Annotated in this window: 14 protein-coding genes; 7 read left to right on the top strand and 7 right to left on the bottom strand. The window is 36.8% G+C overall.

From position 1 onward, the window contains the following. Nucleotides 1–285: 285 nt before the first annotated feature. From B3D94_RS06620 to dnaA, 7 genes are all read right to left on the bottom strand, one after another. Entirely contained in the window at nt 286–1,365 is a 1,080-nt protein-coding gene (locus tag B3D94_RS06620) for an HD-GYP domain-containing protein (protein ID WP_069483091.1), read from the bottom strand. Nucleotides 1,366–1,506: 141 nt separating this feature from the next. Then, nucleotides 1,507–3,972: a DNA gyrase subunit A gene (gene gyrA, locus B3D94_RS06615; protein WP_069483092.1), complete on the bottom strand. Its 2,466-nt coding sequence runs from the start codon at nt 3,970–3,972 to the stop codon at nt 1,507–1,509. A gap of 25 nt (nt 3,973–3,997) precedes the next feature. Next, nucleotides 3,998–5,932 (bottom strand): DNA topoisomerase (ATP-hydrolyzing) subunit B, encoded by a 1,935-nt coding sequence (gyrB, locus tag B3D94_RS06610; RefSeq protein WP_069483093.1) that lies wholly within the window; start codon nt 5,930–5,932, stop codon nt 3,998–4,000. 92 nt (nt 5,933–6,024) lie between these two features. Continuing rightward, on the bottom strand, nt 6,025–7,140 hold the full coding sequence (recF, locus tag B3D94_RS06605) for a DNA replication/repair protein RecF (protein ID WP_069483094.1): 1,116 nt from the start codon (nt 7,138–7,140) through the stop codon (nt 6,025–6,027). A gap of 3 nt (nt 7,141–7,143) precedes the next feature. Next, nucleotides 7,144–7,368: a S4 domain-containing protein YaaA gene (gene yaaA / locus B3D94_RS06600; RefSeq protein WP_069483095.1), complete on the bottom strand. Its 225-nt coding sequence runs from the start codon at nt 7,366–7,368 to the stop codon at nt 7,144–7,146. A 111-nt stretch (nt 7,369–7,479) separates the two neighbouring features. Beyond that, nucleotides 7,480–8,616, bottom strand: coding sequence for a DNA polymerase III subunit beta (gene dnaN / locus B3D94_RS06595; protein ID WP_069483096.1), 1,137 nt, complete (start codon nt 8,614–8,616; stop codon nt 7,480–7,482). 170 nt (nt 8,617–8,786) lie between these two features. Continuing rightward, nucleotides 8,787–10,136 (bottom strand): chromosomal replication initiator protein DnaA, encoded by a 1,350-nt coding sequence (gene dnaA / locus B3D94_RS06590; protein ID WP_025115702.1) that lies wholly within the window; start codon nt 10,134–10,136, stop codon nt 8,787–8,789. Between the two features lie 594 nt (nt 10,137–10,730). Here dnaA and rpmH point away from each other — a divergent pair. From rpmH to rsmG, 7 genes are all read left to right on the top strand, one after another. Next, nucleotides 10,731–10,865 carry a 50S ribosomal protein L34 gene (gene rpmH, locus B3D94_RS06585; protein WP_004233310.1) on the top strand — a complete coding sequence of 45 codons (135 nt, stop codon included), beginning with the start codon at nt 10,731–10,733 and terminating at the stop codon, nt 10,863–10,865. A 100-nt stretch (nt 10,866–10,965) separates the two neighbouring features. Beyond that, the gene (gene rnpA / locus B3D94_RS06580) at nt 10,966–11,310 is read left to right on the top strand and encodes a ribonuclease P protein component (RefSeq protein WP_069483097.1); all 345 of its coding nucleotides are present in this window, start codon (nt 10,966–10,968) and stop codon (nt 11,308–11,310) included. A gap of 354 nt (nt 11,311–11,664) precedes the next feature. Then, complete coding sequence (gene yidC / locus B3D94_RS06575) at nt 11,665–12,435, top strand: membrane protein insertase YidC (protein ID WP_036121922.1); 771 nt, start codon at nt 11,665–11,667, stop codon at nt 12,433–12,435. After that, nucleotides 12,432–13,235 (top strand): RNA-binding cell elongation regulator Jag/EloR, encoded by an 804-nt coding sequence (gene jag, locus B3D94_RS06570; RefSeq protein ID WP_069483098.1) that lies wholly within the window; start codon nt 12,432–12,434, stop codon nt 13,233–13,235. Before yidC ends, jag begins: the two co-directional genes overlap by 4 nt. Nucleotides 13,236–13,484: 249 nt before the next feature. Then, on the top strand, nt 13,485–14,870 hold the full coding sequence (gene mnmE, locus B3D94_RS06565) for a tRNA uridine-5-carboxymethylaminomethyl(34) synthesis GTPase MnmE (RefSeq protein WP_291755878.1): 1,386 nt from the start codon (nt 13,485–13,487) through the stop codon (nt 14,868–14,870). Nucleotides 14,871–14,897: 27 nt separating this feature from the next. Further along, the gene (gene mnmG / locus B3D94_RS06560) at nt 14,898–16,790 is read left to right on the top strand and encodes a tRNA uridine-5-carboxymethylaminomethyl(34) synthesis enzyme MnmG (protein WP_291755876.1); all 1,893 of its coding nucleotides are present in this window, start codon (nt 14,898–14,900) and stop codon (nt 16,788–16,790) included. Nucleotides 16,791–16,904: 114 nt separating this feature from the next. After that, nucleotides 16,905–17,621: a 16S rRNA (guanine(527)-N(7))-methyltransferase RsmG gene (rsmG, locus tag B3D94_RS06555; protein WP_069483100.1), complete on the top strand. Its 717-nt coding sequence runs from the start codon at nt 16,905–16,907 to the stop codon at nt 17,619–17,621. Nucleotides 17,622–17,699 lie beyond the last annotated feature (78 nt).

Genomic DNA, 17,699 nt, shown 5'->3' with positions numbered 1-17,699 from the left:
GCTTGTTCAGTTTTCAAGGTTCCTGTTGTTTATTTCAGTGTCACCTCTTGGCGACTCATTAATAATATCAAGATTCGACAACTATGTCAACATATTATCTAAAAAAATTCAATAGATTATATTTTAGCGATTCAGACACTAGATTCTAAGTAAAAATATTATATTGCTTGTAGAAGAGAAAGTTGGAAACTGCAGGCGCTTTACTTTATCTAACAGTATACCTCTCCACTTTATTATCCTTAATATGAATGAAAAAGGCAGCCAAAATTATGGCTTGCCTTTCTACTAATTAGTAATGATTCGAGAAATATAAAAACTGCGATTTTTCCCTAAATCAAAAATTTCACCTGTATGAACTAATTTAATAAGTGGACGTGTTGGAGCAAACTTATTTACAAACATGACTTCTCCACGCTCTAAATTAGAAAGTTCAACAATTGTACCAATAGGGAGATCCGCAACAATATCGATTAATGCACGTACCACTTTAATATCAAACTTACCAAACTCAGATTCATTAATCATTTCTATTACTTTAAACGATGATTGCTTTGACCTGTATACTCGTTCACATGTCATAGCATGGAATACATCTGCCACTGCAATGATTTGCGCAAAAATAGAAATATTAGCGATCTTTTCGCCTTTCGGATACCCGCTGCCATTTAAACGTTCATGGTGTTGGAATATTGCCTCTTTCATAGTTTCTTTTAAAATGGTGAGATCCTTCACCATGTTATAGCTATAAATTGGGTGTTTATAAATTTCATCATACTCCTGCTCAGTAAGAGGTGTCTTTTTATCTCGAATACGGGGATGTACTTTAGCCATTCCACAATCAGCTAATAGGCCACCTATTGCAATTTGAATTGTTGTCCCTCTATCATAGCCCAACTTTTGAGCAACTACAGAGGAAATCAAAGCTGTTGCTACACTATGGTGATATAAATAATCTTTAGGGTTAGAAAATTCATTTAAATCAAAAATAATTGTTCGATCTTCCAGGACCATTTCTACCAAAGGCAATATAATGGTTCTTGCTTTGGCGATATCTACTTTAGCACCCGCTTCCCAATTTTTAAATTCCTTTTTAAATTGTTCAATAGAATGATTATAAGACTTTCTAAAAGTCGGAATGTCCTCTACTACTACTTCTACTTCTATTTCTTTCTTTTCCGTACGAATATCGTTTTGATTTTTATAAACAGGGACGTTAAAAATATTAAATGCCTGAAAAACTTGTAAATGTACATGGGAAATCATTGTATCTTTAAAGATGATAGGATACTGTGTATTAGCAAAAATATCTTCAGAAATTACTCTACCAACGCCTAACTCTGAAATCGGAACATTTATTGTTTCCATGAAATGAACACCTCTCCACTTTAACTTGCTTCAAATAAGGTTACTTTTATTTTATCATGTAATTCAAAATAATTACTTATTTTTCATTATTTATAATAAAAAACCGATGAACGACATGTACGCTGTCGTCATCGGTTTAAATTATTCCTCTATTTCCTCTTCGTCTTCAAGCGACTCTTCTTCTTTTTCAACCTTAGCCACGGTTGCAACCAATTCTTCATCACCTAGGCGAATTAAACGAACACCCTGTGTGCTGCGCCCAATTAATGAAATATCATTAACATCCATACGAATAAGCATACCGTTAATAGTAATAAGCATAAGGTCCTCTGAACCATCAACTGTTTTCACAGCCACCATCGGACCATTTTTATCAGTAATTTGCATTGTTTTTAAACCAACGCCACCACGGCTTTGTAAACGATAATCATCTTCAGAAGTACGTTTACCATAACCTTTTTCAGTAACTACTAAAATTTCTTGTCCTGGTTCAACAATCTCCATACCTACTACTTCGTCACCATCACGAAGTTTAATACCTCGTACACCACCAGCTGTACGTCCCATAGAACGAATATCATCTTCTTGGAAACGAACAAGCATGCCATCACGTGTACCAATGATAATTTGCTTATCCCCATCTGTTAAACGAACAGAAATAAGGTCATCATCTTCTCGTAAACTGATAGCTATTAAACCATTTGTACGAATGTTGGCAAATTGTGATACAGGTGTACGTTTCGTAATACCCGTTTTAGTTGTAAAGATAAAGTACGCATCTTCATTAAACGATCCAACACGAATCATAGCTGTTACTTTCTCGCCTTTATCGATATTGAGCAAGTTAACAATCGGTAGCCCTTTAGCTGTACGACCATACTCCGGAATTTCGTAACCTTTCGCTCTAAATACTTTACCTTTGGAAGTAAAGAATAGAATTGTATCATGTGTAGATGTATTCATAAGATGCTCTACAAAGTCATCTTCGTTTGTACCCATTCCCTGAACGCCACGACCTCCGCGTTTCTGACTACGATATGTATTCGCAGCTAAACGTTTAATATAGCCGTTATGCGTTAAAGTAACCACTGAATTTTCAACAGGAATTAAATCCTCATCTTCAATCATTTCAATACCGCCAGAAGTAATTTCAGTACGGCGTGTATCACTATAGCGGTCTTTCAGCTCTAAAATTTCAGTACGAATGATATCAACAATTTTAGCTTCGTCCGCTAAAATTGCCTTTAATTCAGCGATCAGAACTTGAAGCTCTTGATATTCTGCTTCAATTTTTTCACGCTCTAATCCACTTAAACGAACTAAACGCATATCTAAAATTGCTTGAGCTTGTCGCTCTGATAAATTAAAGCGCTCCATTAATTGAGGCTTCGCTTCTTCACCACTACGTGAACCACGAATAATCGCAATTATTTCATCAATATGGTCTAATGCAATTCGTAAGCCTTCTAAAATATGTGCACGGTCTTCCGCTTTTCGAAGATCGAATTCTGTACGACGACGAATAATAACTTTTTGGTGCTCTAAATAATGGTATAGCATTTCTTTTAAGCCTAATACCTTTGGCTGACCATTTACTAATGACAGCATATTGATACCAAAACTTGATTGCATAGCTGTTTGTTTGTATAGATTATTTAAAACTACATTTGCATTTGCATCTTTTCGTACCTCGATAACTACCCGCATACCACGACGGTCTGACTCATCACGTAAATTCGTAATACCATCAATTTTTTTATCACGGACAAGCTCTGCGATTTTTTCAATCAGCTTAGCCTTATTTACTTGGTATGGTAATTCATGAACAAGGATAGTTTCCTTACCATTTGCCTTTTGCTCAATTTCCACCTTGGCACGAATAATAATAGAACCACGGCCAGATTCATAGGCTCTACGAATACCACTACGACCTAAAATTAATCCGCCAGTAGGAAAATCTGGACCAGGGATGATTTCCATCAATTCCTCTGTAGTAATCGCTGGGTTTTCAGAAAGTGCTATAACCGCATCAATCGTTTCTCCCAAATGGTGAGGTGGAATATTTGTAGCCATACCAACGGCAATCCCTGCAGCACCGTTTACTAATAAGTTTGGATAACGACTTGGTAAAACAACCGGTTCTTTTTCAGAGCCATCATAGTTATCTGTATAGTCAATTGTGTCTTTATTGATATCACGTAGCATTTCCATCGCAATTTTAGACATACGTGATTCTGTATAACGCATAGCTGCCGCTCCATCACCATCAACAGAACCAAAGTTCCCATGACCGTCAACAAGCATATAACGATAGCTGAAATCCTGCGCCATACGTACCATAGCATCATAAATGGAAGAGTCACCATGTGGATGGTACTTACCCATAACATCCCCAACAATACGTGCTGATTTTTTGTAAGGTTTATCTGCTGTATTTCCTAACTCCTGCATCCCATATAAAATACGACGATGTACTGGTTTTAATCCATCACGTACATCAGGTAATGCACGTGAAACAATTACACTCATTGCATAATCAAGAAAGGATGTTTCAATTTCTTCTGTAATATTAATTCCTTTAACTCCGGAGCGTTCTTGTTCTGACAAAGTGTAGACCTCCTCTCAAGAAAAATTAGATATCTAAATTAGCGTAAACGGCATTCTCCTCGATAAATTGACGACGAGGTTCAACTTCATCGCCCATTAAACGCTCAAATGCTTGGTTAGCCTTAATTGCATCATCTAATTCTACTTGTAATAATGTACGGTGCTCTGGATCCATTGTAGTATCCCAAAGTTGTTCAGCATTCATTTCACCAAGACCTTTATAACGTTGTACATTCGGCTTTGGCATTTTTGGTAGTCGTTCTAAAATTTCTTTTAATGTTTCATCATCATAGCAATATTCAACATGCTTACCTTGTTTTACTTGATAAAGTGGTGGCTGTGCAATGTAAATATAGCCTGCCTCTACAAGTGGACGAAGGAAACGGAAGAAGAATGTTAAAAGCAATGTACGAATATGCGCCCCATCAACATCGGCATCTGTCATAATAATGATTTTATGATAACGGGCCTTTTCTAAATTGAACTCTTCTCCAATACCAGTACCGAACGCTGTAATCATGGCACGGATTTCTGCGTTCGATAAAATCTTATCTAAGCGTGCCTTTTCAACATTGAGAATTTTCCCACGCAAAGGCAATATCGCTTGGAAGTGACGATCACGTCCTGATTTAGCTGATCCTCCCGCAGAATCACCCTCAACAATATAGATTTCACATTCAGCTGGATTCGTTGAAGAACAATCTGCCAATTTACCAGGTAAACTTGACACTTCAAGTGCATTTTTACGACGGGTAAACTCACGTGCCTTTTTGGCTGCGACACGTGCACGAGCGGCCATTAAACCTTTTTCAACGACTTTGCGAGCAACAGTTGGATTTTCCAACATAAAACGTTCAAAGCCATCTGAGAATAAAGAGTTAGTAATTTGACTTACTTCTGAGTTCCCTAGCTTTGTTTTTGTTTGCCCCTCAAATTGTGGATCGGGATGTTTAATAGAGACAATAGCAGTTAAGCCTTCACGTACATCTTCACCTGTCAAATTGGCATCAGCTTCTTTTAACAATCCACCTTTTCGTGCGTAATCATTAATGACGCGTGTAAGAGCTGTTTTAAAACCAGACTCATGTGTACCACCTTCATACGTATTAATGTTATTAGCAAATGAAAAAATATTTGAAGAGAATCCGGCATTATATTGCATAGCAATTTCAACCGAGATACCATCTTTTTCTCCAAGTACATCAATCGGATCATGAATAGGCTCTTTAGATTGATTTAGGTGCTCAACATATGAACGAATACCACCTTCATAGTGATATGTAGTTGAACGCTCCTCACCTTCACGCTCATCGGCAATGGTAATTTTGATACCACGATTTAAATAAGCCAATTCACGAATACGATGAGCTAAAATATCATACTCATAAACAGTAGTTTCTTTAAAAATTTCTGGGTCCGCTTTAAAACGTGTTGTTGTTCCATTACGATCTGTATCGCCAATAATCTTTAGTTCTTGTATCGTTTTTCCACGTTGGAATTTAATTTCATGAATATGACCTTCACGGTGAACTTGCACAATTGTTTCAACAGAAAGAGCATTAACAACAGATGCCCCTACTCCATGTAGACCACCTGAAACTTTGTAGCCTCCACCGCCAAATTTACCACCAGCATGTAAAACCGTCATGATAACTTCAACAGCAGGCTTACCCATCTTTTCTTGAATGCTGACCGGAATACCACGACCGTTATCTTCTACACGAATCCAGTTTTCCTTTTCTATTGTTACTTGTATATCTGTACAAAATCCTGCCAGAGCTTCATCGATACTATTATCAACAATTTCCCACACTAAGTGGTGTAACCCTTTTGAGCTTGTTGAACCGATATACATCCCTGGTCTTTTACGTACTGCCTCTAAACCTTCTAATACCTGTATCTGATCGGCCTCATAAGCTTGGTTTTGTAAACCTTCGTTCTCTATAGCCACGGCTTTCATCTACTCCTTCATAACATCATTGTGTGTAAATGAATGAACAGTCAACCGAGCTGACTATTACCATTCTTTTGTAATCTAAAAAACTACCCTGGCTAACTTTTTTCAATCGCACCTTGTTTCACGTGGAACAGTTGGGCCTGCTCCATCGTTTCATGATGAATTCCTTCAACACTTGTAGTTGTGACAAAGGTTTGCACTTCACCTTGAATGGTATTTAATAAATGCGATTGACGATAATCATCGAGTTCCGACAAGACATCATCTAAAAGTAGTATGGGTGTTTCATTTGTTTCTTGTTTAATTAATTCAATTTCAGCAAGTTTTAAAGACAACGCGGTTGTACGCTGCTGTCCTTGCGAGCCATATGTTTGCACATCATAGCCATTTACTAAAAACTGCAAATCATCACGATGTGGACCAACTAACGTCACACCTCTGTCAAATTCACGTTCTCTTGCTTCCATCAATTTTTGATGTAAAGTATTTTCAATTTTGCTAGAAGAATGTTCTTTTTCTATTCCAGCTACCGTACGATATTTTATAACGAGCGTTTCCTTCCCTTGTGATATACCTGCATGTATAGGTTCAGCCCATTCCTGCAATAAATCCATAAATTGAAATCTTTTACGAATAATTTGGGTAGCTGCATGAATATATTGTTCATTATAAACCTCATACATCACATCATTTGACATGGACTTGCCCTGGTTCATCTTTAAGAAATGGTTACGTTGTTTTAAAACTTTTTGAAAGGTTACTAAATCATGTAAATAGACAGGCGAAATTTGCCCAATCTCCATATCAATAAAACGTCGGCGTATTTGCGGACTACCCTTTACAACGTTTAAATCCTCTGGTGCAAACATTACGACGTTCATTTGGCCAATATAATGACTAAGGCGACTTTGCTCTATATGATTTATCTTGCCCTTTTTACCCTTCTTTGTAATCGTAAGCTCAATCGGTAAAATACCATGTCTTTTTTGAACGGCCCCTTCTATTTTACCATAGTCTGAATCCCAACGTATCAATTCTTTATCGTTCGTTGTTCGATGGGATTTAGCCATTGCTAATACGTAGATAGACTCCATAACATTTGTTTTTCCTTGAGCATTTTCACCAATGAAAACATTAATTTTTGGAGAGAAGTTTAAAGCTAAGGCATCATAATTACGGTAATTTGTAAGTTTTATTTGTTCAATATGCATAGTTTATTGCCCAGTTGGTCCTACGATCTGAAAACGACCACATCCTGGTATATTCACAACGTCTCCGTTACGTAATTTCCGACCGCGACGATCGTCTAATTCTCCATTGACATATACAGCATTTTCCTGTAAAAACCACTTCGCCATTCCACCTGAACTAATGGCATCAGATATTTTTAATAGCTGCCCTAACGTGATGAACTCCTCATCGATTTTAATGTCCTGCATAGTGTGTTCCCCTCCAAATACAGACTGACTATCTCTCTATCATACCTAAAATTTCGCCATAAGTAAAAAAGATAGCCGCAAATTGCGACTATCCTAACAGATCTTAAATTTTTAGTAAGTACGTACAGGTAAAATTAATTGTAAAATTGCATCGTCATGAACCGAGCGTAAAATAAACGGTCTCATTGCGCCTGTAAATTGAATGACTACATCTTGGCCGTCGATTGCCTTCAATGCCTCCATCATATATTTGGCACTAAAAGAAATTTTCAGACCTTCCCCTTCTAATGACTCTACAGGAATTTCCTCCTGTACTTTACCGATTTCAGGTGAATTAGAAGAAACCTCAACTGCTTGGTGGTCCAATATTTCAAAACGGACAACATTATTACGGTCCCCTCTTGCTACAAGTGAGGCACGGTCTATAGCTTGTAATAAAGATTTACCGTTAATCGTTACATTAGTTTGATATTCTTCCGGAATTAAGCGAGAAGTATCTGGGTAATTACCTTCTAGTAAACGAGAGAAGAATAATACATCCCCTGTTTTAAATAAAACTTGCTGACTCGTAATAACAATTTGGACAAGGTTTGTAGAATCCTCTAGTACTTTATTTAACTCATTTAAACTTTTCCCTGGGATAACCACACTATGCTCAACTTCTGGTAAATTTTCCAGTTGCACCTTGCGTCTTGCTAAACGGTGACTATCTGTTGCAACACAGATTAATGTTTCGTTTTTAATCTGCCAGTTTACACCTGTCAACACCGGTCTACTTTCTGAAGTGGCAACTGCAAACACTGTTTCACGAATAATTGTTTTTAGAAGATCAGCAGGAATAGTAAATTTTTGATCTTCCGTTAATTCTGGTAATAATGGGTATTCAGCTGCATCAGAGCCAATTAAATGGAACTCAGATTTACCAGAGCGAATATGAGTTTGGAAACCAGGAGTTACTTGGATTTCAACATCATTTGTTGGTAATTTACGTACAATTTCATTAAACATACGAGCTTGTACAACAATTGATCCTATTTCTGCAATGTGAATAATCTGTTGTCCATCTTCCTCAACAGGAATAAATGTTTGGATTGTAATATCCGCATCACTACCTGTTAAGCGAATACCTTCTTCTGTTACATCAATTTTAATCCCTGTTAAAATCGGAATAGTTGTTTTTGAACTTACTGCTTTCATGACATCATTTAAACCCTCTAATAAACGGTCACGTAAAATATCAAATTTCATTCGTTTTCCCTCACATATTTATATTATTTATTTATATAAAATAAAAAAGATATAGTAATAGGCTCTGTGGATTTGTGGATAAGTGCCTTTTTATGAATAAAATCAGTCTATCCACATGTAGATAGACTGTGTATAAGTTTGTGTTTAAATAGTAGGATTGTCCACAGTAATTACTTCCCTAGCATGCTACGAATTTGTTTAACATCTTGTTGAAGCTGGACGTCATTTTTCAACAAAGAAGATATTTTTTCGTGAGCATGAATCACTGTTGTATGATCACGTCCCCCAAATTCTTCGCCAATTTTCGGCAGCGAAAAATCTGTTAATTCGCGTGATAAATACATGGCAATTTGACGCGGAAAAGCAATTAACTTTGTACGCTTTTTCGCCGTAAAATCTTCTAAACGTATACTAAAATGCTCACCAACAGCATTTTGAATGTCTAATATTGTCACAGTCCGTGGCTTTGAATTAGGAATGATATCCTTTAGTGCCTCTGCAGCAAGTGTGGCATTAATATCTTTATTTACGAGTGATGAATAGGCAACGACGCGAATAAGCGCACCTTCAAGCTCCCTAATATTGGAGTCAATCTGGTTCGCAATATAGAGCATCACTTCATTGGGTACCTCTAAACCATCTGCTTTTGCTTTTTTACGAAGAATAGCAATACGTGTTTCCAAATCAGGAGGTGCAATATCTGTTATTAATCCCCATTCAAAACGTGAACGTAGCCGATCCTCTAGTGTTGGAATTTCCTTTGGAGGTCGGTCACTCGATATAACAATTTGCTTGGATTCTTCATGTAAAGTATTAAAAGTGTGGAAAAATTCTTCTTGAGTTGATTCTTTTCCAGCAAGGAATTGAATATCATCAATTAGCAGTACATCCACATTGCGGTACTTATTGCGAAAATCAAGTGCTTTGTTATCACGAATAGAGTTAATAAATTCATTTGTAAATTTCTCAGATGATAAATAGACTACTTTTGCATTCGGATTATGCTCTAAAACATAATGACCAATGGCATGCATTAAGTGTGTCTTACCAAGCCCAACTCCCCCATAGATGAAGAAAGGGTTATAAGCCTTTGCAGGTGCTTCAGCAACTGCTAGAGAGGCAGCATGTGCAAAGCGGTTACCAGAGCCAATAACAAACGTATCAAAAGTATACTTCGGGTTTAACATACCCGGTGAAATATCATGGTGATCGTTATTCTTTGCTTGGATAATCGGCGCCGGCAAATCAAAATCGTCCGAATCCTGGTTTTTTTGAACAACAAATTTAATAAGCAAGTCTTCGCCTGTAAGCTCCGTTAATATACCTGTAATCAAATGAATATAATGATTCTCAAGCCAATCTCGAGCAAACGAATTTGGCGCAGCAATTGTCACAGTGGAACCACTGCCATTGTAGGACAGTAATTTGGTAGACTTTAGCCACGTTTCGAAGCTTGGTTTAGAAATTTTTTGTTCAACTTGAGCCAGGACATTATTCCATAATTCTTCTAAATGTTCCAAGCTACTAATCTCCTTTACAGTGTTCAATACATAAAAAAAATTGCATTTATAGAAATGGTAAATACGTTCATTTTATAACTCGTCCACATAATCACAAGTTGTGGATAAAAGTTAACCAAAGGCTGTGATAAAAATTATCCACAGCATATTAACAGTTGTGGATAATTAAAATGTTCATTTCAGTTTTCAACAAAGTGAAGCACAGTAATCGTATCAGAAAAACAAAGCTATTTCAATAGTTTGTGAAACTTATCCACATAGCTTGTAGTTATGCACTTTACAGTTGTCCACAAGCCCTGCTTATGTGAAAAAGCTGTAGATAAATGTTGTGGATAAAAAAATATGCAAAAAATACTATACACAACTCTGTGCAAAAAAAACAAGTACTCTGTGGATAAATATTTTTAAGATAAAGTTATAAATAACGATTTAAATGATCGCTGAGGAAGATGAAAGTAGAATCATTTAGATACATAGAATGGCTCCCTAAAAGAAATTTGTGAAATACATTGACAAAATAACTAGTTACTTTATATAATATTCGAGTCTGTATGTTGAAAAATTCAACTCATATATCAGGAGGTGTCTATATAAATGAAACGTACTTACCAACCAAAGAAACGTAAACACAGCAAAGTTCACGGTTTCCGCGCACGTATGAGCACGAAAAACGGTCGCAAAGTTCTTGCTGCTCGTCGTCGTAAAGGAAGAAAAGTTTTATCAGCATAAAATAAGTCCACTGAGCCACATCAGTGGTCTTTTTTTTCTTTATTTTTGGTAAACCAAGAAATGAGGATCAAAAGATATTATCTATTAGCAGGTGAAAGAAATGAAAAAACGCCAAAGAGTGAAGAAGAATGATGATTTTCAAAAGGTGTTTAAAAAAGGTAAATCTTTCGCTAATCGTCAGTTTGTTGTTTACTTTTTAGCAAAAGAGGGACAAACAGAATTTCGTGTAGGTTTATCGGTTAGTAAAAAGCTTGGGAATGCGGTAAAACGCAACCAAATCAAACGCTATATTCGACATAGTATTCTTGATTTAAAGGATGATCTAAAGACGAATATGGATTATGTTATTATCGCCAGACAACCGGCGGCCACTATGGATTTTCATGAAGTGAAACAAAGTTTGCAACATGTACTAAAAATCGCAAAGGTATTGAAGAAAGTGTAATGTATGCAACCGAGTGGTAAAATGCGCCTGTATTATTAGCTTTAAGAATGAGAGTGAAATTGCATACCATAACCTAGGAAAATATACGTATAGGGGTATTTTTAGCGTTAGATTTCACTTAAAAATATGTTAAATTCGCCACAAAACTCAGGAATAAGTGTATATTGTGAGAATATTTAGTAGAGTGAAACGTTATAGGCATGATAAAATAGCTGATAACTTTATCTTTGTTAAAGCTTAGATAAAGCTGCTGTCAGACGTCACAGATTTTAGGGCAGGAAACTGTCAGTCAGTGAATAAAGAAGATGCATATAGAATTAGAAAAAGTGAATAGTAATTGTAGGGGGAAGAAGGTTGAAAAAACAACATTGGGTAATTTTGTCACTAGTATCAGTAGCTCTACTACTATCTGGTTGTACAGAATTCAATGAACCAATTTCCAAAGACAGCACTGGCTTCTGGAATGAATTCATTGTTTGGCCATTGGTATCAGCGATAAAATATTTTGCTGATCTACTTGGCACGTACGCATGGGGGATCATTGCCGTAACGATTATTATTCGTTTAGCAATTTTACCACTAATGATTAAACAAACAAAGAGTTCTAAAAAGATGCAAGAAATTCAGCCAAAATTGAAGGAACTGCAAAAGAAGTATGCTTCTAAGGATGCTCAAACACAACAACAATATCAGCAAGAAATGATGAAGCTGATGAGTGAATCAGGTGTAAACCCACTTGCAGGGTGTTTACCAGTAATCATTCAAATGCCAATTTTAATTGGTTTCTATCATGCAATTAGCCGTATGAATGCTACATCTACATTTGATTTAGGGAATTTCTTTATCTTCCCTCTAGCAGATCCTGCACCTGCATTAGCAATTACAGCAGGTTTAATGCAATTTATTGTATTACGTACAGGACCAGCAATGGATAATCCTCAAATGAAAATCATGATGTATATTATGCCATTCATGATCATTGCTTTTGGTATGGCCTTACCAGCTGCATTATCACTCTATTGGGTAATCGGGAATATTATTTCGATTTTCCAAAACCTGTATATTTATAAACCTTGGAATAAAGATAAAACACAACCTGCTCAAAATGGAGGGGCTAAAAAGTGAAACAACTTACGCAAATAGGCGCAACAACACAAGAAGCGATCTCATTGGCGTTACAGAAACTTGGCAAAACCCGTGAACAAGTAGATGTTGAAGTTTTACAAGAAGGTAAAAAAGGATTTTTAGGTTTTGGTGCACGTTCTGCAGAAGTTCGTGTTACTGTAAAGGAAGTTCAGATTCTGGTAATTGAAAGTGAAGAAGCCGAATCGCAAATAACGACTCAATTAGACAAACAATTAGCAGTAAATGATGTTGAAACAATAAGTTCACAAGTTTCTGATCAACCAAATGAAATCGAAGCTGTACAAAAAGTTGTAAACGAACTAAATGAGGAAGAAGATTCAGCAAACCCAATTGAGGATGCAAAAGCTTATTTAGTAACGATTGCTGAGCAATTGGATATACATGATCTTGAAATAACTACGACACGTGAAGGGAAATACGTTTATTTTCAGCTGAAAAGTGAGAAAGCGGCTCTACTTATCGGAAAACGTGGTCAAACATTGAATTCCTTACAGCAATTAACGCAGCTAGTGCTCAATAAAAGCGCTAAGCAGTTCTTAATGGTGAAATTAGATGTGGAAAACTATCGCGAACGTCGACAAGTAGCTTTAGAGTTACTTGCTGATCGAATGGCGGATAAAGCATTACGTTCAAATCAACGTGTGGCATTTGAACCAATGCCGTCATACGAAAGAAAAATAATTCATAATCAATTAGCTAATCGTCTTGATCTTGAGACGTATTCAGAAGGCTCAGAACCAAATCGTTATTTAGTCATTGAGCCTGTCAAAAACAATTAGATTATTTTCAAAAACATGCAGACACTATAGTTTTAAAGGTCATTTTATCCATCGCGATAAAGTGATCTTTTTTTATGAGGCAAAGAATCGTAATTTTGTCGAAATTCAGTCCTATAAGAAATGGTTGTTATCCACATTTGGAAATGATCCTTACTTTAGATTTTGGTGAAAATATGTTAGTCTAAGGTGTTAGTAAGTGTTGGTCGGTTTCGATTATCCACATGTGGATAACGTTAAGGGGGTCATTAAATGGAGTTTGATACAATTGCTGCGATATCCACACCTATGGGTGAAGGTGCCATAGCCATCGTTCGTTTAAGTGGGGACGAAGCAGTGTCAATTGCAGATAAAATATTTAAATCACCAGGTGGAAAAAGTTTAACGACAAAGGATTCGCACACTATTCATTATGGACATTTAGTGGATCCTAAAACAAACGAGGTAGTAGAGGAAGTAATGCTATCATTGATGCGTGGTCCAAAAACTTTCACACGCGAGGATGTAGTTGAAATAAATTGTCACGGTGGGTTGGTTTCAGTTAATCGTGTTTTACAACTAGCATTAACGAATGGGGCAAGATTAGCAGAACCAGGTGAGTTTACTAAACGTGCGTTTTTAAATGGGCGTATTGATTTATCTCAGGCTGAAGCAGTAATGGATTTGATAAGAGCCAAAACAGACCGAGCAATGAATGTTGCCTTGGGTCAGATGGATGGAAAATTATCAAGACTTATTGGTGACTTGCGCCAAGCTTTACTAGAGACATTAGCGCAAGTAGAGGTTAATATAGATTATCCAGAGTATGATGATGTAGAAGAGATGACTGTACCTGTTTTAGTAGAAAAATGTACATGGGTACGAGATGAAATTATTAAACTTCTCCAAACATCTTCCCAAGGGAAAATATTACGAGAGGGTTTATCGACTGTTATTTTAGGCCGTCCAAATGTAGGGAAATCTTCTCTTTTAAATAGCTTAGTACAGGAAAATAAGGCCATAGTGACAGATATAGCTGGTACTACTCGTGATATTATAGAAGAGTACGTCAATGTACGCGGTGTTCCGCTTCGTTTAGTGGATACAGCGGGGATTCGTGAGACAGAAGACATTGTTGAACGAATTGGCGTAGAACGTTCGAGAGAAGCGCTTCGTGGAGCAGATTTAATATTATTTGTATTAAACTATGCAGATGAGTTAACTGCTGAGGACGAGCGTTTATTCGAAACTATTGAGGCGATGGACTACATCGTTATTATCAATAAAACAGATCTACCGCAAAAAATTAATTTAGCACGTGTCAAAGAGCTAGCAGGTAAACATCGCATTGTAACAACTTCTCTCTTACAGGAGGAGGGTGTTACAGAGTTAGAAGAAGCGATAGCTGCATTGTTTTTTGAAGGGCAAATTGAAGCGGGCGATTTAACATATGTTTCAAATGCAAGACATATTGCACTATTGCATCAAGCACAGACGACAGTTGAGGATGCAATAGCGGCTGCTCAAGCTGGAGTTCCAGTTGATATGGTACAAATTGATGTCACAAGAACTTGGGAATTACTTGGTGAGATTATAGGTGACACTGTGCAAGAAAGCCTTATCAACCAACTATTTTCTCAGTTTTGCTTAGGAAAATAACTTTAAGAAAGAAAGGAAGATACGAGCATGCCAACAAAATATGAGGCAGGCACGTTTGATGTGATCGTCATTGGCGCAGGTCATGCAGGTTCAGAAGCTGCACATGCAGCGGCTAAAATGGGTGCTAACACACTGATGTTAACGATCAACTTAGATATGATTGCATTTATGCCATGCAATCCATCCATTGGTGGTCCTGCCAAAGGAATCGTCGTACGTGAAATAGACGCTTTAGGTGGCGTCATGGGGAAAGTAATTGATAAAACGCATATTCAAATGCGAATGTTGAATACAGGGAAAGGCCCAGCTGTACGTGCATTGCGTGCACAAGCTGACAAAGTTTTGTATCAACAAGAGATGAAACGCGTATTAGAGGAAACCGAAAACTTAACAATCCATCAAGGGATGGTAGAAGAGCTTATCATTGAGGATGGAGAAGTAACAGGGGTTATTACACAAATTGGTGCTATTTATCGTGCCAAAACAGTAGTTGTCACAACAGGTACCTTCTTACGCGGTGAAATTATTATTGGAGATATAAAATATTCAAGTGGTCCTAATAACCAACAACCGTCAATTCGCTTAGCCGATAATTTAAAAGAGCTTGGTTTTGACCTTGTTCGATTTAAAACAGGTACACCACCACGTGTTAATAATCGTACAATTGATTATGATAAAACTGAAATTCAGCCAGGAGATGAAGTTCCACGTGCATTTAGTTTTGAAACAACGGAATTCATTATGGACCAACTGCCTTGCTGGTTAACGTATACAAGCCCTGAAACACATGAAATAATTGAGGCCAATTTACATCTTTCACCGATGTATTCTGGGATGATTAAAGGAACAGGTCCACGCTACTGCCCTTCGATTGAAGATAAAGTAGTGCGCTTCAACGATAAGCCGAGACATCAAATCTTCTTAGAGCCAGAAGGACGTAATACACGTGAGGTTTATGTTCAAGGTCTATCAACAAGCCTACCAGAGCATGTTCAAACACGTTTACTAAAATCAATCCCAGGCTTAGAGAATGCAGAAATGATGCGTGCTGGCTATGCCATTGAATATGATTCAATTGTACCAACACAATTGTGGCCAACACTAGAAACAAAGCGCATTAAAGGTTTATATACAGCAGGCCAAATTAATGGTACATCGGGCTATGAGGAAGCGGCTGCCCAAGGATTGATGGCAGGAATGAATGCTGCAGCTAATGTACTTGGCAAAGAGGAATTAATCCTTAGTCGTTCGGATGCCTATATTGGGGTACTAATCGATGATCTTGTGACAAAAGGAACAAACGAGCCTTATCGTTTACTAACATCTCGTGCAGAGTATCGCTTATTGCTACGTCATGATAACGCTGATTTACGATTATTAGAGTTAGCCTATAAAATCGGCATGGTTCCACAAGAACGATATGCCAAGTTTAATGAGAAAAAGGCATTGATTGAAAATGAAATTGCACGTCTTCGTGAAATAATTATTAAACCGAATGAAGCTACACAAGCTGTTATTCGTTCTGCTGGTGGTAGTGAATTAAAAGATGGCATACGTGGTGCTGATTTACTAAAACGCCCAGAAATGCATTATGAGATGATCTCCTCATTAATTCCGGCAGATATCGAATTTACAGAAGAAGTAAAAGAGCAAATTGAAATTCAGCTTAAATATGAAGGCTATATCGAAAAAGCATTGCTACAAGTAGAGAAGCTGCATAAAATGGAAAATAAAAAAATCCCAGAAAACATTGATTATGACGCTATTTCTGGTTTAGCGACAGAAGCGCGTCAAAAATTAAAACAAGTTACACCGCTTTCCATTGCACAAGCCTCTCGTATTTCTGGTGTTAACCCAGCAGATATTTCTATTCTGCTTGTTTACATTGAACAAGGTAAAATCGCGAAAATAAGCGGTTAATAAGAACAGTAAAGTGAATAAGGGGCGGGCATCCATTGTGCCCGCTTCCTATTTTTAAAGCAATACTATTGTTAAGATGTACTAGTATGGCTAGATTAATAAAGGAGACTTTACATGAACGAACAACAATTTATTGAGGCACTTAAAAAAAAGGGCATCGAGCTTTCCGAAAAGCAAATTACTCAATTTAAAAAATACTTTGAATTACTAGTCGAGTGGAATGAAAAGATGAACCTGACTGCTATTACAGATTTAGAAGGCGTTTATTTAAAACATTTCTTTGACTCAATCAGTGCCTCATTTTATTTTGATTTTTCAAAAGTAATAACTGTTTGTGATGTAGGAGCAGGTGCTGGTTTCCCTAGTATCCCAATAAAAATCTGTTTCCCACATTTACATGTCACAATTGTTGACTCCTTAAATAAAAGAATTACATTTTTAAACCATTTAAGTGATGAGTTACAATTAGAAAATATGAATTTTGTGCATGCCCGCGCAGAAGAGTTTGGTCAAAATTTAAAATATCGTGAACAATATGATGTGGTGACAGCACGTGCAGTAGCTCGTTTATCTGTTTTATCGGAGCTATGTGTGCCATTAGCAAAACAAGATGGCTATTTTGTTGCCTTAAAAGCAGCTGCAGGTGCAGAAGAATTAAAAGATGCTAAAAAAGCATTAACAACATTAGGTGTTAAACTGAAAGAAGAATATTCTTTCAAACTACCTGTTGAAGAAAGTGACCGCATTTTATATATATTTGATAAAATAAAAGGAACACCGAAAAAATACCCGCGTAAGCCAGGTGTACCGAATAAAACACCAATTCAATAATTAGTGTTTCATGTGAAACTTTCTCAAAGTAGAATATATTTTTTCTATTTTGAGCATACATACTAGTTATGGATGGTT

Source organism: Lysinibacillus sp. UBA5990 (assembly GCF_002429815.1).
GTDB lineage: Bacteria > Bacillota > Bacilli > Bacillales_A > Planococcaceae > Lysinibacillus > Lysinibacillus fusiformis.
Note: the sequence above shows the minus strand (reverse complement) of the source record. Positions and strands in the feature narration are given on the sequence as shown.